This window comes from Paenarthrobacter sp. Y-19 (genome assembly GCF_029223985.1).
Lineage (GTDB): Bacteria > Actinomycetota > Actinomycetes > Actinomycetales > Micrococcaceae > Arthrobacter > Arthrobacter nicotinovorans.
Genome location: NZ_CP119414.1, coordinates 3,954,917 through 3,976,577, shown reverse-complemented (window position 1 = coordinate 3,976,577; position 21,661 = coordinate 3,954,917). Strand labels below are relative to the sequence as shown.

Genomic DNA, 21,661 nt, shown 5'->3' with positions numbered 1-21,661 from the left:
CACATGAGCAAGCTGACACCCACACCGGGCCAGACCGTGGGCCCCTTCTACGGCTACGCCCTCCCCTTCACCAAGGACAACGAACTCCTGGCACCGGGCAGCCCCGGCAGCATCCGCCTTCAAGGCACGGTGTACGACGGCGCGGGCAACCCCATCCCGGACGCCATCCTTGAGATCTGGCAGCCGGATACCGAAGGCAACATCGTCCAGCGCACCGGCTCCCTGGTCCGTGACGGCTACACGTTCACCGGCTGGGGCAGGGGCTCCGTGGGCAACTCCGGCGTGTACACGTTCACCACGGTCAACCCGGGTGCCACCAAGCCCGGAGCGGCAGCGTTCATCTCGGTGGCCGTTTTCGCCCGCGGCCTCATGAACCGCCTCTTCACCCGCGTGTACCTGCCGGAAAACGAGGAAGCACTGGCCAATGATCCTTTGCTGAGCTCCCTGGATCCGGAACGCCGCAAGACGCTCATCGCCCGTCGCGACCCCGACGGTGGCCTCACCTGGGACATCCGCCTGCAGGGTGGCGACGAGACCGTGTTCCTGGACTTCCAGCAAGACGGTTCGCTCGACAACAGCGTCGGCAACAGCGGGGACTCGCCGGCAAGGGAAAACCTGGCATGATCGACGGCGACTTCGGCCTCCTCAGCCCCGTCTCGGCGTCGCCCTCCGTGGCCGCGCTGACGGGCGACCGTGCCGTGATCGCGGCAATCCTCGACGTCGAAGCTGCCTGGGCGGCTGTCCTTGAGGAAGCCGGGCTTGCCCCGGCGGGATCCGCCGCTGTGGTGGCCGAAGCCGCCAACCCCGCGTCCTACGACGTCGCGGATATCGCTGAACGGGCCCAAGGCGGAGGCAACCCGGTGATTCCGTTGCTCGGCGACCTCCGCGCCCGGGTCCGCGGGCTGGACACCGCCGGCATCGGTGCGGGCAAGGCGGTCCACGCCTCGCTCACCAGCCAGGACGTCCTCGACTCCGCCCTCCTGCTGCTCGCCCGCAGGACCATCGCGGCGCTGCTGGCCGAAGTCAAGGGCACGACGACGGCGCTCGCTACCTTGGCGGAACAGCATGCGGAAACGCTGTGCGTGGGCAGGAGCCTGACGCAGCATGCGCTTCCGTACTCGTTCGGGCTCAGGGCTGCGCAGTGGTTCCAGGGCGTGGCCGCTGCGGGTGCGCGCCTGGAGTCGTTGGAGTTGCCCGTGCAGTTCGGCGGCGCCGGCGGAACCTTGGCCTCCGGGACCAGGCTGGCCGCGGGCTCCGGTTCAACGCCCTTCACACTGGCCGATTCGTGGGCGGCTGCGCTGGGGTTGGCCCCGGCGACGGCTCCCTGGCACACCAACCGCCTGGTGGTGACGGCCCTCGGTGACGGGCTTGCGGCACTGGTCGATTCCTTCGGGAAGATCGCCGCGGACCTGTTGTTCCTGAGCCGTCCGGAGGTTGCCGAACTTGGTGAGCCCCTGGCTGCCGGACGCGGTGTCTCTTCGGCCATGCCGCAGAAGCAGAATCCGGTGCTCTCCGTGCTGATCCGCAGCGCAGCGTTGCAGGCTCCCGGCCTCGCATCTCAGCTGCACCTGGCCGCGGCCACTTTCAATGACGAACGCCCCGACGGCGCCTGGCACAGCGAGTGGCCTGCACTGCGTCGCCTGTTGGGCCTGGCGATGGGCGCTGCTTCCCACCTCCGCGAACTCACCGAGGGTCTCCGCGTCTTCCCGGAAGCGATGCGCAGGAACCTGCAGCTGGCGGGTCCGCTGCTCCTCAGCGAAGGTGTGTCGGCCGCCGTCGCCCCTCTGCTGGGCGAGGACGGAAAGCAGAAGCTGCAGGCCGTCGTCGACCGGACCCTTGCTGCTCCGGCAACCGAACAGGGGGACATGTACCGCAAGCTCCTCCGTGAAACCGTTCCATCCAACAAGCTCTCCGACGCCGGGCTTGAGGCACTGCTGGATCCGGCAAGCTACCTGGGCGAGGCACAGGAAATCAGCCGTCGGATCCTCGTCGCCTACCCCGGCTTCACCGGATCCCCTGTGAAAGGAGCCCCTCGTGGCTAAGCCAACCATCAAGGCCGTGTTGCTGTCCCCGAAGCGTGAACTCGGAGCGAAACCGCTCCTGGTGGTCGGCCCGTCGCTGGGTACCTCCACCGTTCTGTGGTCCGAAACCGCCGCGCTCCTGGGCGACGAATACGACGTCATCGGCTGGGACCTGCCCGGCCACGGCATCTCGCCGGCCGCCGCCGAAGGTTTCGACGTCGCGGACCTGGCGGACGCCGTCGTCGACCTTGTGGACTCTGTCACCGGAAACACGGCGGCGACGTTCCACTATGCGGGTGTCTCCCTGGGCGGGGCCACCGGCCTGCAGCTCGGCATCAAGCACGGCGACCGCCTCCGCAGCTTGTCCGTCCAGTGCTCCGGGCCGAAGCTCGGCACTCCGGAGGGCTGGCTGGACCGTGCGGAAACCGTGCGCTCGCTGGGTACTCCGGTGATGATCCAGGGTTCCGCTGAGCGCTGGTTCGGCCACGGATTCATGGATCGCCAGCCGGAGATCAGCAGCCGCCTGCTGCACGCACTCCGCGACGCCGACAGGTTCAGCTATTCGTTCTGCTGCGAAGCCCTGGCCCGCTTGGATGTCCGCGATCAGCTCGGCAGCATCGCCGTCCCCACGCAGGTGATTGCCGGTGAAGAGGACCAGGTCGCGCCGCCGTCGATGGCTGAAGAGCTCGTCAACAGCATCGTCGCCGGTGGCGGCACTGCTGAGGCCGTGACGCTCGACGGCGTCGGGCACCTCGCGCCTGCGGAGGCACCGAAAGTCGTGGCATCGCTGATGCACACCTTCATGAAGGAGAACGGACGATGAGCTCTACTGCTTCCGAAAGCAACGACGCGGCTCGCAACGGTGCCGTGCAGGCGGACGCCACCGCGCAGGATATCTACGACGCCGGCATGGTGGTCCGCCGCGAAGTGCTCGGCGACGCGCACGTGGACCGGGCGAATGCCGGCAAGGATTCCTTCACCGAGGACTACCAGGACATGATCACCAGGATTGCCTGGGGTGGCATCTGGACGCGGCCTGGCCTGAGCCGGCAAATGCGTTCCGCAGTCACCCTCACGGCGCTGGTGGCGCACGGTCACTGGGAAGAGCTGGCCATGCACGTCCGGGCAGCCCTCAACAACGGCCTGAGCAGGGACGAAATCAAGGAAATCCTGCTGCAGACCGCCATTTATTGCAGTGTGCCGTCGGCCAACTCGGCCTTCAAGACGGCCCAAAAAGTATTCGCCGAAATCGACGCCACCGAACCCAACTGACCCCAGGTCCCCTGGTTGGTCAGGCAGAAACGAAGGAAACACCATGAACCAGGCTTTCGTGTACGACGCCGTGCGCACGCCCTTTGGCAAGTTCGGCTCCGGCCTTGCCGCTGTCCGTCCCGATGACCTTGCCGCGCACGTGGTTCGCGAGTCCGTGAAGCGGGCACCCGGGCTGGATGTTGAGCGGATCGACGAGGTCGTGTTCGGCAACGCCAACGGTGCAGGCGAGGAAAACCGCAACGTGGCCCGCATGGCCACCCTGTTGGCCGGCCTGCCCGTGTCCATTCCGGGCACCACCGTCAACCGTTTGTGTGGCTCGTCCCTGGATGCGGCCATCATCGCATCGCGGCAAATCAATGCCGGCGACGCCGACCTCATGCTGGTGGGCGGCGCCGAGTCCATGTCCCGTGCGCCGTGGGTGCTGCCCAAGACGTCCAAGCCCTACCCGGCCGGTGACATGACCCTGGCATCCACCACGCTTGGTTGGCGTTTGGTGAACCCGGCCATGAACAAGGACTGGACCATCTCCCTGGGCGAAGCCACCGAACGGCTGCGCGAGAAGTACGGGATCACCCGGGAACGGCAGGACGCTTTTGCGGCGGACTCGCACAACCTGGCCGACGCTGCGTGGAACGAAGGCTTCTACGATTCTTTGGTCACGGCGGTTCCGGGCACTGATCTCGTCCGGGACGAGGGCATCCGTGCCGGTTCTTCCGCTGAGAAGCTCGCGGGTTTGAAGACCGTTTTCCGGGCTGAGTCTGACGGACCCGACGGCGGTACGGTCACCGCCGGGAACGCCTCGCCTTTGTCCGATGGTGCTTCGGCTGCGTGGATTGGTTCGGAAGCCGCTGCGGGGATTCTTGGTTTGGATCCCTTGGCCCGTATTGCCGGCCGTGGCGCGCATGGCAACGATCCCCAGTTCTTCGGGTTCGCCCCGGTGGAGGCCGCGAACAAGGCCCTGGCGAAGGCGGGCATCGGCTGGGACCAGGTGGGCGCCGTCGAACTTAACGAAGCGTTCGCCGCGCAATCGCTGGCGTGCGTTGATGCGTGGGGGATCGACCCCGGAATCGTGAACCGCCACGGCGGTGCGATCGCGATGGGCCACCCGCTCGGCGCCTCCGGTACCCGCATCCTGGGCACGCTCGCGCGGTCCCTGCAGGCTTCCGGTCAGCGCTGGGGCGTCGCGGCGATCTGCATCGGCGTCGGTCAAGGCCTGGCCGTGGTGCTGGAAAACGTAACTGCCGGAGTTTCAGAAGGAGTCTAGGGCGATGTTGAATTTCATTGACACTGTTGGCGAGGCTGTCGCCGGCATCAAGGACGGGTCCACGGTGATGATCGGCGGGTTCGGCAATGCCGGGCAGCCGTTCGAACTCATTGATGCCCTGATGGATTGTGGCGCGAAGGACCTGACCGTGGTGAACAACAACGCCGGCCAGGGCGACCAAGGCCTGGCGTTGCTGATCAAGGAAGGCCGGGTCCGCAAGATGATCTGTTCCTTCCCGCGGCAGTCCGATTCCTGGCACTTCGACGCTAAGTTCCATGCCGGTGAGATCGAGTTGGAGCTCGTGCCGCAGGGCAACCTGGCCGAGCGTATCCGAGCCGCCGGCGCCGGGATTGGCGGGTTCTTCACCCCCACCGGCTACGGCACCACCTTGGCTGAAGGCAAGGAAACCCGTTTGCTGGACGGGAAGTGGCAGGTATTTGAGACCCCGATCCACGCCGACGTCGCGCTGATCAAGGCGCTCAAGGCCGACGGCAAGGGCAACCTCGTCTACCGCAAGACCGCCCGGAACTTCGGCCCGATCATGGCCGCCGCAGCCAAGCACACCATTGTGCAGGTCTCGGAGATCGTCCCCACCGGTTCGCTGGATCCGGAGAACGTGGTGACACCCGGTATTTACGTCAACAGCGTGGTCCGCGTCGGCGGTTCCCGAGCAGAGCAGGTGGCCTGATCATGAGCACCCAAACAAGCATCCAAACCTCCGAGAAGCCGTTGGGCCGCGACGAACTCGCCCAGCTGGTGGCCCGCGACATCGCTCCCGGTTCGTTCGTGAACCTGGGCATTGGTCAGCCGACGCTCGTGTCCAACTACCTCACCGAGGAACAGAACATCACGCTCCACACGGAGAACGGGATGCTCGGTATGGGCCCGGCCGCTGTTGGCGAGGAGATTGACGGCGATTTGATCAACGCCGGCAAAATCCCCGTCACCGAACTTCCCGGAGCTTCGTACTTCCACCACGCCGACTCGTTCGCGATCATGCGCGGCGGGCACCTGGACATCTGCGTCCTCGGGGCCTTCCAAGTCTCCGCCACCGGCGACCTCGCCAACTGGCACACCGGGGCCCCGGACGCTATTCCCGCCGTGGGTGGCGCGATGGACCTCGCCACCGGCGCCAAGGATGTCTTCGTGATGATGACCCTGCTGACCCGCGAGGGCGTGTCCAAGCTCGTGGAGAAGTGCACGTACCCGCTGACCGGCGTCGGCTGCGTGACCCGCGTCTACACGGACAAGGCAGTGTTCCTCACAGGACCCGACGGCGTCACCGTCCGCGAGACCTTCGGCTGCACCTTCGACGAGATCCAGGAACTCGTGCCCCTTCCGCTGAAAAAGGCAGAGTAGGCCCCGCAAAACTGGGCTCCCCGTTGTGGGGCCCGCTCTACATCCCCACCGCCTCCCTAACCTCGCAAGCTCGGTCAGGGAACCCGGGCGGCGTGGGCCCTGCCTTGGCATGGCGCGCAGAGTAGGCCCCGCAAGTCTGGGCTCCCCCGCGTTGTGAGGCCCGCTCTACATCCCCACCGCCTCCCTAACCTCGCAAGCTCGGTCAGGGAACCCGGGCGGCGTGGGCCCTGCCTTGGCATGGCGCGCAGAGTAGGCCCCGCAAGTTTGGGCTCCCTGTTGTGGGGCCCGCTTTGCGGGCTATCCCCTTGGCATGGCGCGCAGAGTAGGCCCCGCAAGTTTGGGCTCTTCGTTGTGAGGCCCGCTTTACATCCCCACCGCCTCCCTAACCTCGCAAGCTCGGTCAGGGAACCCGGGCGGCGTGGGCCCTGTCTTGGAATGGCCCGCAGGGTAGGCCCCGCAAATCTGGGCTCCTCGTTGTGAGGCCCGCTTTGCATATTATTTTTCCCGCTTAGGGCGCAAAGCGGACCCCGCAACGCCACCTAGGATTGGTAACCATGACCGACTCCGCAGTTACCCCGCAGGCCAGCGACCAGTACGTCCAGTCGCTGGCCCGGGGCCTCGCCGTGATCCGGGCGTTCGACGCAAACAACCCCGTCATGACGTTGAGCGAAGTCGCAGCCCGCACGGACCTGACCCGCGCCACGGCTCGCCGGTTCCTGCATACCCTGGTTGAGCTCGGCTACGTCCGCACCGACGGAAAGACCTTTGCGCTCACGGCCAAAGTGCTGCAGCTCGGCTACTCGTACCTCTCCGCCCTGTCCCTGCCGCAACTCGCCCAGCCTCACTTGGAGCAGCTCAGCCTGAAACTTGGGGAATCCACATCGGCCGCAGTCCTCGACGGGCAGGACATTTTCTACGTGGCGCGGGTCGCCACCAAGCGCATCATGAACGTCGGAATCACGGTCGGCACGCGGTTCCCCGCCTACGCGACATCCATGGGCCGGGTGCTGCTTGCCGGACTTCCGCAGGCCAAGCTCGAGGCATACCTGACGACGGCGGAACTCACCCCGCTCACGCCGCGAACCGTCGCCAGCGTGCCCGACTTGAGGGCCGCCGTCGAGCGTGTCCGTCAGCAGGGCTGGTGCCTGCTTGACCAGGAGCTGGAACTCGGGCTGATGTCCATCGCTGCCCCGGTCTGGAACCACAACAACGGAGACAACGTGGCCGCGATCAACGTGTCCCTGCAGGCCCAGGCCGTTGCGGCGCAGCCGGATCCGGACCAGTACCTGGAGGAAGTGCGGCAGCAGGTGGTGGCGACCGCCGACGCCATTTCCCAGGACGTCTCGGCCAAGCACTGAGTTTTTGTACAGCTAATGCCCGCAAGCTGGCCTCAGAAGGGCATTAGCTGTGCAAAAACTACTTCCGGATCGCCGCGAGCCGCGTTTCCAGAATCCGCCGCACCATGGAGTCGGGCACAGGGTTGTCCGCGGAGAACCTCAATGTTCCCGGCGACCACGAGTACCCGCCAAGCTCCTCTGACATTTCGGGGAGGATCTGGCCGCTGAACGGGTACAGCGCCAAGTGCTTCTTCGTTTCGAGCACGCTCACGAAGCCCTTGCCATCCACCAGCAACGCGGGCATCCCATAACTGGTGCCTTCCTCGGCGTCAGGGGCAAGCTCCCGCGCGATCCCGACGATCCGTTCCAACGGACCCCGGTTGCCCGCGCTGACAGTGTCCAGGTATTCGGTGACAGTTCCCATAGGGACATGCTTCACCACGGGAACCCGCCAGGCCAGAGGCTTAGCGCTCCGGGATGACCGCGATGCCCTGGATCTCGATCAACGCTTCCTTCTGCCACAGGCGCGTGACGCCGATGCCGGCCATGGCCGGGTACTGCGAGCCCGCCATTTCACGCCACAGCCGTCCAATTTCCCGGCCGTTGGCCATGTAGTCGTCAACGTCGGTGAGGTAGATGGTCACGTTGACCAGGTCCTCAGGTTCGCCGCCGGCCTCGCGCAGGGTGGTGAGCACGTTGGTGAACGCCTGTTTGAACTGCTCCACAATCCCGCCGGGAACGATGTTCATGTTCTTGTCCAACGCTGTCTGCCCGCCCAGGAAGACCGTGTTGCCGGCCAGGATTCCGTGCGCGTAGCCGGATGGTTTGGCCAGTGACTCCGGGTTGATTGTTGTGTGGCTCATGCTGTTCCTCCTCGGTTGTGGCAACTGCAAAAACTTTTGAAAAGCCCCTGTGCAGATCATTTCCGCCGTGCTACGTTGAGCATATGTGACGATCGTAAAAAAGTCGACACATCCAGAATCTCGAAGGGAAAAGCAATGAAACTCGCCACTTTGCGCACGGCCAACGGAGGAACGACGGCGGCCATCGCCACCGGCGACGACGCCTGGCTCGCGCTTCCGGCCAGCGACGTCGGCGCACTCCTGGGCCGGTCGGACTGGCGGGCTCTCGTGGAGGAAACGCAGGCATCCGGAGCTCCGGTCATCACCGGCGTAGACCCTGCCCCGTTGCTTCCCCGCGCCGGCAAAGTCATCTGCTGCGGCCTGAACTACGGCGACCACATCCAGGAAATGGGCAGGGAGCTTCCCGAATACCCCACCTTGTTCGCCAAGTACGCGGACACCCTGGTAGGCGCCAACGACGCCGTGGAAGTCCACGGCAGTGACCGTGTCGACTGGGAAGCCGAACTCGCCGTCGTCGTGGGTTCCGAGCTGTACCGGGCGGACGAAGACCAGGCCCGCGAAGCCATCGCCGGGTACACCGTTGCCAACGACGTCTCCATGCGCGACTGGCAGAACCGGACCCTGCAGTGGTTCCAAGGCAAGGCCTGGGACCGCACTACCCCCGTGGGGCCGGTCATGCTGACCGCGGACGAGGCCGGGGAGAGTTTTGACGTCCGCGGCTACGTCAACGGCGAGCTCGTGCAGCAGGGAAACACCAGCACCCTGGTATTCGGACCGGCGCAACTGCTGTCCTACATCTCCCGGTTCACTGTCCTGCGCCCCGGCGACCTCGTGCTCACCGGAACGCCCGGGGGAGTGGGCATGGGCATGACTCCGCCCCGCTTCCTGAAGGACGGGGATGTCCTCACCACCGAAATCGACGGGATCGGCCGGCTGGAAAACCTGTTCCGGATCCATGCCGACGTCGCAGTCCCCGCGTCATAACAAACGTCCCGAAACCCACACAAAGGAGAAACCCCATGAGCCAGACAACCACTGAATACGTCCTCGACGGCGACAACTCCATCTACGCCCAGCCTGACGGCAAGGTTGTCCCGGTTGTTACCCGCGCCGGTGCAGAAGACACCAACACCGCACAGTCCGGCGATTGCATCCGCGTGTCAGGCGTCAGCATCCAGCACACCCCGGCGACCAAGATCTGGTTCGGCCAGGTATCCAACACCCCGGGGTACCGTTCACTGCCGCACCACCACGGTGAGGCCGAAACCGGCGGCTATGTGCTCCGGGGCCACGGCCGGATCTACTTTGGCGAGAACTACTCGGAGTTCCTGGACATGAAGGCCGGCGACTGGGTCTTCGTGCCCCCGTTCATGCCCCACGTCGAGGCCAACATGTCCGTCACGGAAGACCTCGTGTGGCTGACCGCCCGCACTCCGGAAAACCTTGTGGTCAACCTCGAGGACGTTCCGGACGAGACCCTCGCCGACTACCGCAGGGCATAGGCCATGATCACTGGAACCCTGACCTCGGAGACCTTCCTCCGCGCCGTCCAGCTGACCCCGGCAACGCCGGAGGTTTTCGACGAAGCGTATGAAGCAACCACGCAGTACGTACCGTGGCCAAAAGCCTATGGTGGAGACATGGTGGCCCAAGCCGCAGCAGCCATGATGCGCTCGGTGGACGCTGACAGGACATTGCACTCGATGCACAGCTACTTCATGCGTCCGGTGGATATAGGTTCCAGTGTCCGCTACGAAGTCGAGCGCCTTCGGGACGGCCGCGGATACTCCACGCGGACAGTCCGCGGCTTCCAGAACGGCAAGCCGGTGTACGCCGCGATGGGTTCCTTCCAGGTTCCCGAGAACGGTCCGGACTTCCAGCCCGAGGCGCCTGCCGCCGTCGAGCCTGAATCCCTGCGGTCAGCGGCGGAAGCGCTTGAAGCGGCCGACGGCGCGGCGGCGGAGTACTGGTCGACGGGACGCAGCTTCGACATGCGCCATATTCCCGGTCCGGTATATATCGAACTGGAGGGTGGCATGGTCCCCCAGCAGGCCATCTGGGTCAAAGCCTTCGATGCCTTGCCGGACGACGCCGACCTCCACCGCACAGCCCTTGCCTACGTCTGCGACTACACGATCCTGGAGCCGCTCCTCCGGGTCAATGGATTGAACTGGTCCAGCCCCGGCCTCGCAACGGCGAGCTTGGACCACTCCATGTGGTTCCACCGCGACGGCCGTGCCGACGAATGGGTGCTGTATGCCCAGGAAGCCGTATCCGGCCAGAGCAACAGGGGCCTGGCCATGGGCCGGTTCTTCGACCGGCAAGGCAGGCTCCTGGCAACAGTCGCCCAGGAAGGCATGATCCGCGCGGGCTCCTGACCGGCCCGCAACCCGCACGCCCCAAAACGCCCATCCCCAGCTTCAACGACGCACCACTGAAAGGAACGGCCATGAGCATGTTGCCATCGGCCCACGTGGACACGTTCACCCGCGACCACCTGCCGCCCGCCGATACCTGGCCGGCGCTCGAATTCACCCTCCCCGAACTCCAATACCCGGACCGGCTCAACGCTGCCGCCGTGCTGATCGACGACGCTGTCGAGCAATACGGTGCCGACCGTCCCGCCCTCCGCACTCCAGACGGCGTTGTCTGGAGCTACGGCGAGCTGCAAACCCGTTCCAACCAGGTGGCCCAGGTCCTCACCGAAGACCTCGGCGTGGTTCCCGGCAACCGTGTGCTGCTGCGCGGTCCCAACAACCCGTGGATCGTCGCGGCCTGGCTCGGCGTCCTGAAGGCCGGCGCCGTGGTGGTCACCACCATGCCCATGCTGCGCTCCACCGAGGTCGCCACCCTGATCGGACTTACCAAGCCGGTGGTTGCGATTTCCGACCACCGCTTCGTGGACGAGCTCGCGATCGCGGCAGGGGACGATGTCACTGTCCTGGCGTACGGATCGACCACCGGCAACGCGGACGACGACGGCGACCTCACCTCCCGTTGCGGGCGCAAGAGCGGGGAGTTCACCGCTGTGGACACGGCCGCGGACGACGTTGCCCTGCTGGGACCGACCTCGGGTACAACCGGTGTGCCCAAGGTGACCATGCATTTCCACCGCGACATCCTGGCCAACGCCGACACGTTTGCCCGGTACATCCTGCAACCCACGGCTGACGATGTCTTTGCGGGCTCACCTCCGCTTGCGTTCACGTTCGGGCTCGGGGGCCTGGTGGTCTTCCCGCTCCGCTTCGGCGCGTCATCCCTCCTCACCGAGAAAGCCGGACCCGTGGAACTGGCAGAGCACGCAGCCGCAGCCGGTGCCACCATCTTGTTCACCGCCCCCACGGCGTACCGGGCCATCCTGAAGGAGAAGCGCGGAGATCTTCTGCGCAGCCTGCGGATTGCCGTCTCTGCCGGAGAGCACCTTTCCAAGGAGACCTGGGAAGCCGTCCGTGAAGCCACAGGCCTGCGCCTGGTCAATGGAATCGGGGCCACGGAGATGCTGCACGTCTTCATCTCCGCTGCCGGGGACGATATCCGCCCTGGAACCACGGGGCGTGCTGTGCCGGGGTTCAGGGCCACCATCCTGGACAACGACGGCAACGAACTCGGCGCGGGCAACATCGGCCGCCTCGCAGTCATCGGGCCCACCGGGTGCCGCTACCTGGATGATCCCCGGCAGGCGAACTACGTGGTGCGAGGCTGGAACGTCACCGGGGATACCTTTGCCATGGATGCCGACGGGTACTTCACCTACCAGGCCCGCTCGGACAACATGATCGTCTCCTCCGGGTACAACATCGGCGGGCCGGAGGTTGAATCGGCCATAGACCAGCACCCGGACGTGGTGGAGAACGCGGTCATCGGCATCCCGGACGAGGAACGCGGCAGCATCGTCTGCGCTTTCGTTGTCCTGCGCGACGGAGTCACCGGCGACGCCGCCAAGCGCAAGGAAATCCAGGACTTCGTGAAGCAGACCATCGCGCCCTACAAGTACCCCCGGGACGTCCGCTTCGTCGCCGGACTACCGCGCAATCCCAGCGGCAAACTCCAGCACTTCAAGCTCCGCGAAGGAGTCCTTGCACAGGACACCGGGAGCGCGAGCCAGACCCCGCAACTTACCCCTGCCGGCCAGAGCCAGGCCTGAAAAGGAGCATCACCATGAAGATCGCAATCGTTGGAGGCGGCCCGGGTGGCCTGTACTTCGCAGCACTGATGAAGCAGCTGGACCCGTCCCACGACATCACCCTCTGGGAACGCAACGCTGCCAGCGACACCTTTGGATTCGGCGTCGTGTTTTCCGATGAGACCCTCGGCGGCATCGGCAACGCCGACCCCGTGGTGGCCGAATACATGAGCCGTCGGTTCGCCCGATGGTCCGACATCGACATCCACTTCCGGGGCGAGATGAAAACGGTGGGTGGGCAGGGGTTTGCGGCAATGAGCCGCAAGGAACTCCTTGAGTTGCTCCAGCGCCGCTGCATCGAACTGAACGTGGATGTCCGGTTCAGCACCCTGGCTCCCCCGGTGGAGGAACTCGAGGCCAATTACGATCTTGTCCTGGCCGCCGACGGAATCAACTCCCAGATCCGCGCCCGGTATGCGGAGTCCTTCAAACCGAACCTGGATCCGCGGACCAACAAGTTCATGTGGCTGGGCACCAACCAGGTCTTTGAGGCCTTCAAGTTCTTCGTGAAGGAAACCGAGTGGGGCGTCATGCAGATCCATGGCTACCCCTACTCGGATGAGGGCTCCACGTTCATTGTGGAAATGCACCAGGACGTGTGGCACGCCGCGGGCTTCGATGAGACCGCCAACGAGGTTTTCCCGCCGGGTGTCTCGGACGAAAAGGCCATCGCCAAAATCCGCGACATCTTCGCCGAGGAACTGGACGGCTACGAGGTCCTGAGCAACAACTCCAAGTGGATCAACTTCACCACGGTCCGCAACGAGAGCTGGCGCCACAACAACGTGGTCCTGCTGGGCGACGCTGCCCACACGGCCCACTTCTCCATCGGCTCCGGCACCAAGCTGGCCATGGAGGACTCCCTGGCCCTGGCTGCGTGCCTGCACGAGCACCCCTCGGTGGAGCAAGCACTGGAGGCCTACGAGGCCGAACGCCGGCCCGTGGTGGCGTCGACCCAGCGTGCAGCACAGGCTTCCCTTGAATGGTTCGAGCGCATCGGCCAGTACAAGGACCAGGATCCCACCCAGTTCGCGTTCAACCTGCTCACCCGCAGCCGCCGCATCACTCAGGAGAACCTGCGCTTGCGGGATCCCGGATTCGCCGAGGCCGTGGAGCGTAACTTCGCTGAATCCCAGGGCCTTGGCGACGTTGCCCCGGCCATGTTCCAGCCGTTCCGCATCGGAGGGCTGGAGCTCAAGAACCGCATCATCGTCTCCCCGATGGACATGTACTCCGCTATTGACGGCGTCCCGGGCGACTTCCACAAGGTCCACCTGGGGTCCAAGGCCCTGGGCGGTGCGGGGCTGGTCATGACCGAGATGGTGTGCGTTTCCGAAACGGGCCGCATCACCCCCGGCTGTACCGGCCTGTACACCGATGGCCAGCGTGACAGCTGGAAGGAGATCGTGGACTTCGTTCACAGCCGCTCCACCGCCAAGATCGGCGCGCAGCTGGGCCACTCCGGCCGCAAGGGCTCCACCAAGCTCATGTGGGAAGGCATCGACCAGCCGCTCGAGTCCGGAAACTGGACCGCCGTCGGGCCTTCCGCCCTGCCGTACAGCGCCGGAAACCAGACCCCGGTGGAATTGGACCGTGCCGGCATGGATGCCATCAAGGCGGAGTTCGTTGCCTCCACCGTCCGTGCCGAGGAGGCAGGTTTCGACCTTCTGGAGATCCACGCGGCCCACGGCTACCTGCTCTCCTCCTTCCTTTCGCCGGTTTCCAACAAGCGGACCGACGAATACGGCGGCAGCTTGGAGAACCGGCTGCGGTTCCCGTTGGAAGTGTTCGACGCCGTTCGCGCGGCCTGGCCTGCCGGCAAGCCTTTGACGGTACGCATCTCAGCGACCGACTGGATCGAGGGTGGCAACACGTCTGACGATTCCGTGGAGATCGCCCGGGCTTTTGTCGCCCACGGCGCTGCCGGCCTGGACGTCTCCACCGGCCAGGTGGCCAAGGAAGAGAAGCCCGCCTTCGGCCGCAGCTACCAGACGCCGTTCGCTGACCGTATCCGCCAGGAAGTGGCCGCTCCGGCAGGTGTGGCGGTGATCGCCGTCGGCGCTATCTCAAGCTACGACGACGTCAACTCGATCCTTCTTGCCGGCCGTGCGGACCTCATCGCCCTGGGCCGCACGCACCTGTACGATCCGCAGTGGACCCTGCATGCCGCCGCGGAGCAGGAGTACCAGGGCCCCGGCGCCGGGTGGATCCCGCAATTCCGGGCGGGACGCCGCAAGCCACCGAGCTCGCGTACTGACGCCGTCCGTCCGCGCCTTTCGTTGCTGAAGGAAGCGGACATCGACGAGGCCACCACGCACCTCAGGTGGACCCCGGCGTCGGCTGCTGCATCGGTTTTGGTGAAGTAGCCGTGGCTACCGCACCGGTCAACGACTGGAACGTGCCTAAGAAGACCACGGGCCTGGTGTTGTTCTGCTGCTGGCTCGCGATCCTCGCCGAAGGCTATGACGTCGGCGTCCTCGGCGCTGTCCTTCCCGCGCTTGCGGAGTACAAGGAATGGAACCTGTCGCCGCTGGCCTTGGGCGGCCTGGGGTCATATGCCTTGATCGGCATGCTTATTGGTGCTCTGTTCATCGGCACGCTCAGCGACCTCGTAGGCCGCAAGAAGATGCTCCTGGCATCCATGGTGATCTTCACGATCACCCAAGCCGGCGCGGCCTGGGCACCTACCCCCGAACTGTTCGGGCTGTTCAGGCTTATCGGCGGTCTCGGCATGGGTGGTGTCATCCCGGTGGCGGCTGCACTGACCATCGAGTACTCAGCCCCGAACAAGCGGTCATTCAACTATGGCCTCATGTACTCCGGCTATTCCCTGGGCATTGTTGCAGCTGCCCTGGCTGCATTGTTTGTCCTGCCCCTGGGTGGCTGGCGTGCCGTGATTGCCATTGGAGCGGCGCCGATTGTCCTGCTCCCGGTCATCTGGAAATTCCTGCCCGAATCGCTGGAATACCTGGAGACAAAGGGCCGCCGTTCCGAGGCGAAGGCCTTGGCCGCTACTCTTCAGATCGCCGACTACCGGCCTGTTGTCCCGGCGGCCCCGGTTGCCAACGGCGGGCCTGCGGATCCTTGGTGGAAGACCATCACCACCATGTTCTCCAAGAAGTACCTGCGCTCCACGGTGTTCTTCTGGATCTCGCTGTTCTGCGGCCTGGTGCTGGTGTACGGGCTGAATACCTGGTTGCCGAGCATCATGAAGAAGGCCGGCTACGACCTCGGCTCGTCCCTGACGTTCCTGTTGGTCTTCAGCCTCGCCTCTGCCATCGGTGGCCTGCTCCTTGGCCGCGCGGCCGACAAGTACGGCAAGAAGCTCATCCTGGTGGTGTTCTACATCCTGGGCGGCCTGGGCATCATGCTGCTGGTCTTCCCCAACACCATGGTGGTGAATCTGCTGTTCGTGGCGTTCGCCGGCGTCGGTTCGATCTCGACGTCGCTGGTCCTCACGGGCTACATTGCCGACTACTACCCTGCCAAGGTCCGTGGAACAGCCACGGGCTGGGCGCTGAGCTTTGCCCGGCTGGGTGCCATTTCCGGGCCCCTGATCGGCGGCTGGATTGCAGGCTCCAAGTTGCCTTTCGAGGCGAATTTCGCGATCTTTGCCGGCATCGCCGTTCTGGCGGCCGGGGCGGTGGCGATGATTCCCAAGCCGCAGCCTGAGGTGCCGGTCGCCGCCGTCGACGTCGATCCCGACGACGTCACCGTCAGCACCGTCTAGGAAGCAGCCCCGCGAGGTGGCAGTTAATGACAATTGGGAACCGGCGGTTTCAGCTTGCTAGTGCAACACCATCGATTAGTTTGGTCAGTCTTTCAGTTGGGGTGTCCCATTGGAGTGTTTGACGCGGTCGGATGTTGAGCAGGTGCTGGGTGTGGGCGAGTTCTTCGTCGCTGACCTGGTTGAAGTTCGTGCCTTTGGGGTGGATATCGCGGACCAGTCCGTTAGTGTTCTCGTTCGTGCCGCGTTGCCAGGGTGAGTGCGGGTCACAGAAGAACAGCTGGCAGCCGGTCGCTACTGTGAACTTGGCGTGTTGAGCCATTTCCGTGCCTTGGTCCCAGGTGATCGTTTTAAGGATCGCCTGGGGCAGGGTGTGGATCATTTTCTGCATGACCTCGATGACCGTCGCGCTGTCCCTGGCTCCCGGCAGCCGGCCCAGCAAAGTGAACCGTGAGGAGCGCTCGACCAAGGTGACGATCCCGGAGTTACCGGGACCCACGACCAAATCACCTTCCCAATGGCCGGGCACGGCCCGGTCCTGGACTTCGGCGGGCCGGTCGCTCAGCCGGGCCCCTTCAAGCCAGGGCCTTACGTTCCTGGCAGGCAGCTTTGATTGGGGCTTACGACCGGTCCGGCCCGAACGTAGGGCCTTCTCCACGGCAAGTTCATGCCGCAAGGCACCCCGGCCCTGCACGTAAAGGGCTTGGTAAATTGACTCGTGGGACACGTGCATCTCCGGCTGCTCGGGGAACGTCTTCTTCAGGTCCGCAGCGCTCTGTTGAGGTGAGAAACGCTGGTTCAAGCGTGCCACGACCTCCTTCCACACCGCCGTTCCCGCAGAGAGCTTCACGGGCCGGTTCCGTCTACGGCGGACCAGTGCCCGGTGTTGGGCAACCCCGGCGTCGTAATAGCGCCGGGCCCAATGCTCGATACTGTGTCGGCGGATCTCCCGGGACACCGTTGATGGATGCACGCCCAACTCCTTGGCGATCTGTCGCATGGAACGCGGCTCCGGCAAGCCCAGACAGGCCTTGATATAAGCCCGGTCCTCCAAAGTCAGCCGCCGATACCTTCGCTCCTTATCCCGCGAAAGCACCTCCGAAGCCATCGGAAGACGCACGCCACCACCAGGGCCGGAGATAAGTTCCATGCCCGCTAGTTTCGCCCATTGCGACACCGCTTGCCGGGACACCCCAGCCGCGGCAGCACTTCGTCCCGTGTCCTCACCCGCCAGCAAGTGCTCATACGCACACGCACGAACCGACCACGGCAACTTCTTGACCATGACACCCCTCCAACTACAGGGGTGTTGCACTAGCCACCTGAAGACGCCACCCCGGGACTGTCATTAACTGCCACCTCGCGGCGTGGTTAGCGCAGGCCCTTCAGGATGTTCTTAGGGCGCTGCATCTCTCCGTGCTTGGCACCGAGAATGATGACCCAGGCAGCGAAGGCGGGAATGGCCCACTGAAGGGCCTTGAGCTGGGTCTGTGCCGACTTCAGCTCATCGGAGGCACCTGCACGCGGTTCCGTGGCTCCTTCGGCGCCTTCGCCGGAGAGCTCGTCAACCTTCTTGCCCACGATGCCTGCGTAAAGTGTCACCGCAGCTCCGGCCAGGGTCACCACGGTCTTGTAGACGGTGTTGGCGGCCACGTTGTCCTGCTTGGCGATGCGCCCCTTGTTCTCCCAGGCGATGGCGAGGTCGGAGGCGAGGTGGCCCGCGAAGGCCGCGGTCTGGATCGGAGCCCATTTGCCCCAGCCCTTGCTGGACAAGCGGGTGCGCTCGGTGGGGTCCTTGGCCTCTGCGGCGGCTCCGTTGAGCCCGATGGCCCCCATCAATGAGCCGCCGAACCATGCCGCAGCGGTGAGGTCGTGGATGGAACGGGCTACAAGATTTCCTGCCATGATGTGCTTCCTATCGTTGATGCGGAAAGTACCTGATGTGGCTGCTTGATCCTGTTGCGGAGTTCAAGTGTTCCCCCATGGTAAGCATCCTTACTATGGGCTTGCCAGTTCGTGGCCTTTCGTTGAGCAGGCGGCGGCGTTCCCACACCTATGATGAAGTGGACTGGCGCCTGAACATTTGGCGCGGAAATGAGGATGTTTTCGATGTTCGCCGTCCCGGCACCCCCGGTGCGCCACCAGCAACTCCTCGTCACGATCTTTGGCCTCTACGGCCGGAACGCGGGCGACGCCTTGCCGGTCTCAGCACTGATTTCCATGCTGGGTTCCCTGGGATATGACGCTCCGGGAGTGCGTTCTTCCGTGTCCAGGCTCAAGGCCAAGGGCGTGCTCAAGAGCGTGCGTGAAGGTGGCATCGCCAAGTACAAGATTTCCGAGTCCGTCAGCGATGTGTTCCGTGAGGGCGACCGGAGGATCTTCGCCCCTGAGCAGGCCGCCCCCGTGGACAAATGGGTACTGGCCGTGTTTTCAGTGCCGGAGTCCATGCGCAACCGCCGGCACCAGCTGCGCTCCGCACTGCTGGGGCTAGGCTTTGGATCCGTAGCCAATGGTGTGTGGATCGCACCGGCGGGCAAGCTTGAGCAGGCCAGGGAGCGGCTGACAAGCAGTGGCTTGATCGAATTCGTGGACCTTTTCCGCAGCGACTACGTGTTTGACGGCCCCATGCGTCCGAAGATCGCCGAATGGTGGGACCTGAACGAACTCGACCAGCAATTCACCGAGTTCCTGGAACTCTATGAGGGGGCCGAAGAGCAGTGGACGCGGCGGGTTGGAGATGATCCCGAGGCCGCGTTGGCCGGTTCCACCGAGGAGTTGCGGCGCGAAGCCTTCCGTTACTACATCCCCATGCTCACCTTGTGGCGTAAGTTTCCGTACAAGGACCCGAACCTGCCCGCGGACTACCTGCCGCCGGAGTGGCATGGGCCCGCTGTCCGCAGGACCTTCCAGGCCGTTCACCGCTTGGCGGCGCCGCTTGCCGCGGCGCACGCACACGAGGTGATCTCGGAGGCTTTGGATCCCGCCGCCGCCTGATCGTGCACCCGGACCGCTTAGTTGTTCGTCCGGGGCGCGTCGATGATGCCGAAGGTCTCACCTTGCGGGGCCCGCACGATGGCCGTGCGTCCCAAAGGGCTTTCCGCGGCCGGCCGGAGGAGCGTGGCGCCGAGCTCCACCGCCTTCAGCGCGGTGGCTTGGACGTGGTCGCTGGCGAACCACGTCATCCAACGGTCGGGCAAAGAGGCCTCGGCATCGTGGAACACTCCGCCGACTTCCCTGCCGTCCAGGGGTCTGCAGATGGTGGAGTACACGTAGCCGTCGTCGTGGATGTCCTGGAAACTGACGTCGAAGACGTCCGTGTAGAAGGACCGCGCCGCCTCCTTGTCGCGGGTGTGGAGTTCGTTCCAGCACAGCGCACCGTGTTCATTGACGCGTTCAGCCCCGATGTGGTTCCCGGCCTGCCAGATCCCAAACACCGAACCGAGACTGTCTGAAGCCAGGGCCATCCGGCCGGAGTCCATCACATCGAAAGGCGGCGCGATCAGTTGACCGCCGCTGCCCACGATTCTGCCGGCCGTCTGGTCAACGTCATCTGACGCCAGGTACGTAGTCCACGAGGCCGGGGCGTCCTTGTCCTGTTGAGGGCCGATTCCAGCCACCGCGCGGCCCCGGAGTTCCGCCAGGACGTAACCCCCGGACTCCGGGCCGCCGGAAGCGAAGGTCCACCCAAACAGATCCGCGTAGAAGGCCTTGGCCGCGTCCAGGTCATCCACTCCCAAATCCACCCACATGGGCGTCGCGGCGGGCCAAGCGGAGATTTTGGTGGACATGGGGCTCCTTGGTGTAGGGCTGCGCTGAGTGGTGCAGCTGCCTCCCCGGAAGCCCTATGCGCCGAGCATCCGAAGAGGCAGCCACCCATAAAGTGCAGTCACGGCCCGGTTCATGACACGGTTTCGTCCTGCAAATCCTCCAGGACCGCCATGGCGGCGTTGTGCCCGCCCAATCCACTGACTCCGCCCCCGCGGCGGGCACCTGCCCCGCAAAGGAAGATGTTCGGGTACCCCGTTGCGACGCCCCACCGTTCAGCCGGGGAAGCCCGGGGCTCGTCGTCCTCCAGGAAGGGCCACTGCAGCTTGCCGTGGAAGATATTGCCCCCGGACATGTTCAGGGCATGTTCAAGGTCAAGGGTGGTCTTGGCCTCGACGCACGGGTTCCCGTCGGCGTCCGTGAGCAGGAGGTCCTCGATGGGTTCGGCCAGGACCGAGTTGAGCGATTCGAGGACGGCGGCCTGGAGCTTGGCACGCATCACGTGGTTGTTTTCTTCCGTCACCAGCCGGTCGGGGGTGTGCAGCCCGAACACCGTCAATGTGTGCACTCCGGCGGCTGCAAGCTCCCCGGAAAGGATGCTCGGATCAGTCAAGGAGTGGCAGTAGATCTCACAGGGGAGTGGGCTGGGTATCTGCCCGTCGGTGGCCGCACGGTGCGCGTCGGCAAGCTGTTGGTACCGCTCGTTGATGTGGAAGGTCCCGCCGAAAGCGGCTTCGGGAGTGACCGTGGCATCCCGGAGCTTCGGAAGGCGCTTCAGGAGCAGGTTCACCTTGATCTGCGCCCCTTCGGGCCGGGCGACCTCCTGCGGTGACGGTGCTCCCAGAAGGCCCTGCAGGACCCATGGCGAAACGTTGGCGAGGATACGCCTGCCCTGGAACACGTGTTCGCTGCCGTCGTGCCGGAACCGGACTTCGCCGTCGTCGGAAATGGCTGTTACCTCCGCCGATGGCAGCAGCACCGCCCCGGCCTCCCGGGCCGCCCGCTCGAGTTCGCGGGAAACGGACCCCATGCCGCCCAATGGAATGTCCCACAACCCGGTCCCGTTGCCGATCACGTGGTAGAGGAAGCAGCGGTTGGCATCCAGGGAGGGGTCGTCGAGCGAAGTGAAGGTGCCGATCAGGGCGTCGGTGGAAACCATGCCCCGGACCAGATCGTGGGTGAGGCGCTCTGTGATGACCTGGTCCAGCGGATTCTCGATGAAGGAGTTCCACAGGTTGTCGTCAGCCACGAGGGCCCGGGCTTCCGAGCGGCTGGGCAGTGGTTCGCAAACGGTGGGAAACAAGGCCTGCGCGAGCTTGCCGGTGTCGGCGTAGAAGCCTTCCAGCGCGTCAAAGTCAGCTCCCGCACCCACATTTTCGAAGGATTCCCGGCTTGCGTGGGAGTCGCCGCCGTCGATGAGGAGGCCTTTTTCGGGGTTTTCCGGGTCCGGTGTGTAGGAGGAGTATCTGCGGCGGGCCAGCGCGATATCCAAGTTCAGCTCCTGGATAATCCGCTGGGGAAGCAGGCTGACCAGATAGGAGTAGCGCGAGAGGCGGGCACCGACGCCCTTGAAGGCGGCCGCTGAAACAGCCGCGCCGCCGAAGTGGTCGTCCCGCTCCAGGACGGCTACGCTCCTGCCCGCCCGAGCCAGGTACGCGGCCGCTGTGAGTCCGTTGTGGCCGCCGCCAACAATGACTGTGTCGTAAAGGGTCTTTTCCATAGGGCGAGACTAGACGGCGGGGGCTGTTGCTTACGGATACTGCTTCGAATGGTAAGAGGAACTTGGCCTTAGCTTGGATGCTGCCGTGATGAGCACCACCTCCGCGCGGTGATGCCCGACTGTTCCACGACGTGCGACGGCGGACAGGCG

General features: G+C 64.9%; 21 protein-coding genes. 15 read left to right on the top strand and 6 right to left on the bottom strand.

Features of this window, described 5'->3' with window-relative positions:
- Nucleotides 1-3: 3 nt before the first annotated feature.
- The 8 genes from pcaG (at nt 4) to PYR64_RS18635 (ending at nt 7,274) form a co-directional block, all read left to right on the top strand.
- A complete protein-coding gene (gene pcaG / locus PYR64_RS18670) occupies nt 4-624 on the top strand; it encodes a protocatechuate 3,4-dioxygenase subunit alpha (protein WP_079582311.1) in 621 nt (206 codons plus the stop codon).
- Nucleotides 621-2,042: an adenylosuccinate lyase family protein gene (locus PYR64_RS18665; RefSeq protein WP_275776940.1), complete on the top strand. Its 1,422-nt coding sequence runs from the start codon at nt 621-623 to the stop codon at nt 2,040-2,042. Before pcaG ends, PYR64_RS18665 begins: the two co-directional genes overlap by 4 nt.
- Nucleotides 2,035-2,844, top strand: coding sequence for an alpha/beta fold hydrolase (locus PYR64_RS18660; protein WP_275776938.1), 810 nt, complete (start codon nt 2,035-2,037; stop codon nt 2,842-2,844). The genes PYR64_RS18665 and PYR64_RS18660 overlap by 8 nt, the downstream gene beginning before the upstream one ends.
- Nucleotides 2,841-3,293 (top strand): 4-carboxymuconolactone decarboxylase, encoded by a 453-nt coding sequence (gene pcaC, locus PYR64_RS18655; RefSeq protein WP_039243438.1) that lies wholly within the window; start codon nt 2,841-2,843, stop codon nt 3,291-3,293. Before PYR64_RS18660 ends, pcaC begins: the two co-directional genes overlap by 4 nt.
- A gap of 43 nt (nt 3,294-3,336) precedes the next feature.
- A complete protein-coding gene (locus tag PYR64_RS18650; protein WP_064722423.1) occupies nt 3,337-4,557 on the top strand; it encodes a thiolase family protein in 1,221 nt (406 codons plus the stop codon).
- Between the two features lie 4 nt (nt 4,558-4,561).
- Nucleotides 4,562-5,245, top strand: coding sequence for a 3-oxoacid CoA-transferase subunit A (locus PYR64_RS18645; protein WP_018779345.1), 684 nt, complete (start codon nt 4,562-4,564; stop codon nt 5,243-5,245).
- Between the two features lie 2 nt (nt 5,246-5,247).
- Nucleotides 5,248-5,916, top strand: coding sequence for a 3-oxoacid CoA-transferase subunit B (locus PYR64_RS18640; protein WP_018779344.1), 669 nt, complete (start codon nt 5,248-5,250; stop codon nt 5,914-5,916).
- Nucleotides 5,917-6,470: 554 nt separating this feature from the next.
- Nucleotides 6,471-7,274: an IclR family transcriptional regulator C-terminal domain-containing protein gene (locus PYR64_RS18635; protein WP_018779343.1), complete on the top strand. Its 804-nt coding sequence runs from the start codon at nt 6,471-6,473 to the stop codon at nt 7,272-7,274.
- Between the two features lie 58 nt (nt 7,275-7,332).
- Here the strand turns inward: PYR64_RS18635 and PYR64_RS18630 are convergent, their stop codons facing one another.
- Together PYR64_RS18630 and PYR64_RS18625 are read right to left on the bottom strand one after the other, a co-directional pair.
- Nucleotides 7,333-7,677 (bottom strand): DUF1801 domain-containing protein, encoded by a 345-nt coding sequence (locus PYR64_RS18630; RefSeq protein WP_018779342.1) that lies wholly within the window; start codon nt 7,675-7,677, stop codon nt 7,333-7,335.
- A 40-nt stretch (nt 7,678-7,717) separates the two neighbouring features.
- Nucleotides 7,718-8,116 carry a RidA family protein gene (locus PYR64_RS18625; RefSeq protein WP_018779341.1) on the bottom strand — a complete coding sequence of 133 codons (399 nt, stop codon included), beginning with the start codon at nt 8,114-8,116 and terminating at the stop codon, nt 7,718-7,720.
- A gap of 135 nt (nt 8,117-8,251) precedes the next feature.
- Between PYR64_RS18625 and PYR64_RS18620 the strand changes: the two genes are divergently transcribed.
- The 6 genes from PYR64_RS18620 (at nt 8,252) to PYR64_RS18595 (ending at nt 16,029) form a co-directional block, all read left to right on the top strand.
- On the top strand, nt 8,252-9,100 hold the full coding sequence (locus PYR64_RS18620; protein ID WP_275776934.1) for a fumarylacetoacetate hydrolase family protein: 849 nt from the start codon (nt 8,252-8,254) through the stop codon (nt 9,098-9,100).
- A 35-nt stretch (nt 9,101-9,135) separates the two neighbouring features.
- Entirely contained in the window at nt 9,136-9,618 is a 483-nt protein-coding gene (locus PYR64_RS18615; RefSeq protein WP_055973957.1) for a cupin domain-containing protein, read from the top strand.
- Between the two features lie 3 nt (nt 9,619-9,621).
- A complete protein-coding gene (locus PYR64_RS18610; protein WP_110504729.1) occupies nt 9,622-10,494 on the top strand; it encodes an acyl-CoA thioesterase domain-containing protein in 873 nt (290 codons plus the stop codon).
- 71 nt (nt 10,495-10,565) lie between these two features.
- Nucleotides 10,566-12,260 carry an AMP-binding protein gene (locus PYR64_RS18605; RefSeq protein WP_275776930.1) on the top strand — a complete coding sequence of 565 codons (1,695 nt, stop codon included), beginning with the start codon at nt 10,566-10,568 and terminating at the stop codon, nt 12,258-12,260.
- 14 nt (nt 12,261-12,274) lie between these two features.
- Nucleotides 12,275-14,665 carry a bifunctional salicylyl-CoA 5-hydroxylase/oxidoreductase gene (locus PYR64_RS18600; protein WP_275776928.1) on the top strand — a complete coding sequence of 797 codons (2,391 nt, stop codon included), beginning with the start codon at nt 12,275-12,277 and terminating at the stop codon, nt 14,663-14,665.
- Between the two features lie 2 nt (nt 14,666-14,667).
- Complete coding sequence (locus PYR64_RS18595; RefSeq protein WP_275776926.1) at nt 14,668-16,029, top strand: aromatic acid/H+ symport family MFS transporter; 1,362 nt, start codon at nt 14,668-14,670, stop codon at nt 16,027-16,029.
- A 49-nt stretch (nt 16,030-16,078) separates the two neighbouring features.
- Here PYR64_RS18595 and PYR64_RS18590 read toward each other — a convergent pair whose 3' ends face one another.
- Together PYR64_RS18590 and PYR64_RS18585 are read right to left on the bottom strand one after the other, a co-directional pair.
- Nucleotides 16,079-17,134 carry an IS30 family transposase gene (locus tag PYR64_RS18590; protein WP_227453710.1) on the bottom strand — a complete coding sequence of 352 codons (1,056 nt, stop codon included), beginning with the start codon at nt 17,132-17,134 and terminating at the stop codon, nt 16,079-16,081.
- Nucleotides 17,135-17,397: 263 nt separating this feature from the next.
- Nucleotides 17,398-17,931 carry a hypothetical protein gene (locus PYR64_RS18585; RefSeq protein WP_039243426.1) on the bottom strand — a complete coding sequence of 178 codons (534 nt, stop codon included), beginning with the start codon at nt 17,929-17,931 and terminating at the stop codon, nt 17,398-17,400.
- Between the two features lie 189 nt (nt 17,932-18,120).
- Here PYR64_RS18585 and PYR64_RS18580 point away from each other — a divergent pair, with 189 nt between their 5' ends.
- Nucleotides 18,121-19,020: a PaaX family transcriptional regulator C-terminal domain-containing protein gene (locus PYR64_RS18580; protein WP_229778685.1), complete on the top strand. Its 900-nt coding sequence runs from the start codon at nt 18,121-18,123 to the stop codon at nt 19,018-19,020.
- A 17-nt stretch (nt 19,021-19,037) separates the two neighbouring features.
- Here PYR64_RS18580 and PYR64_RS18575 read toward each other — a convergent pair whose 3' ends face one another.
- Nucleotides 19,038-19,814, bottom strand: a complete 777-nt coding sequence (locus tag PYR64_RS18575) for a VOC family protein (protein WP_275776922.1) — start codon at nt 19,812-19,814, stop codon at nt 19,038-19,040.
- A 110-nt stretch (nt 19,815-19,924) separates the two neighbouring features.
- Nucleotides 19,925-21,511, bottom strand: coding sequence for an NAD(P)/FAD-dependent oxidoreductase (locus PYR64_RS18570; RefSeq protein ID WP_275776921.1), 1,587 nt, complete (start codon nt 21,509-21,511; stop codon nt 19,925-19,927).
- Between the last annotated feature and the right edge of the window lie 150 nt (nt 21,512-21,661).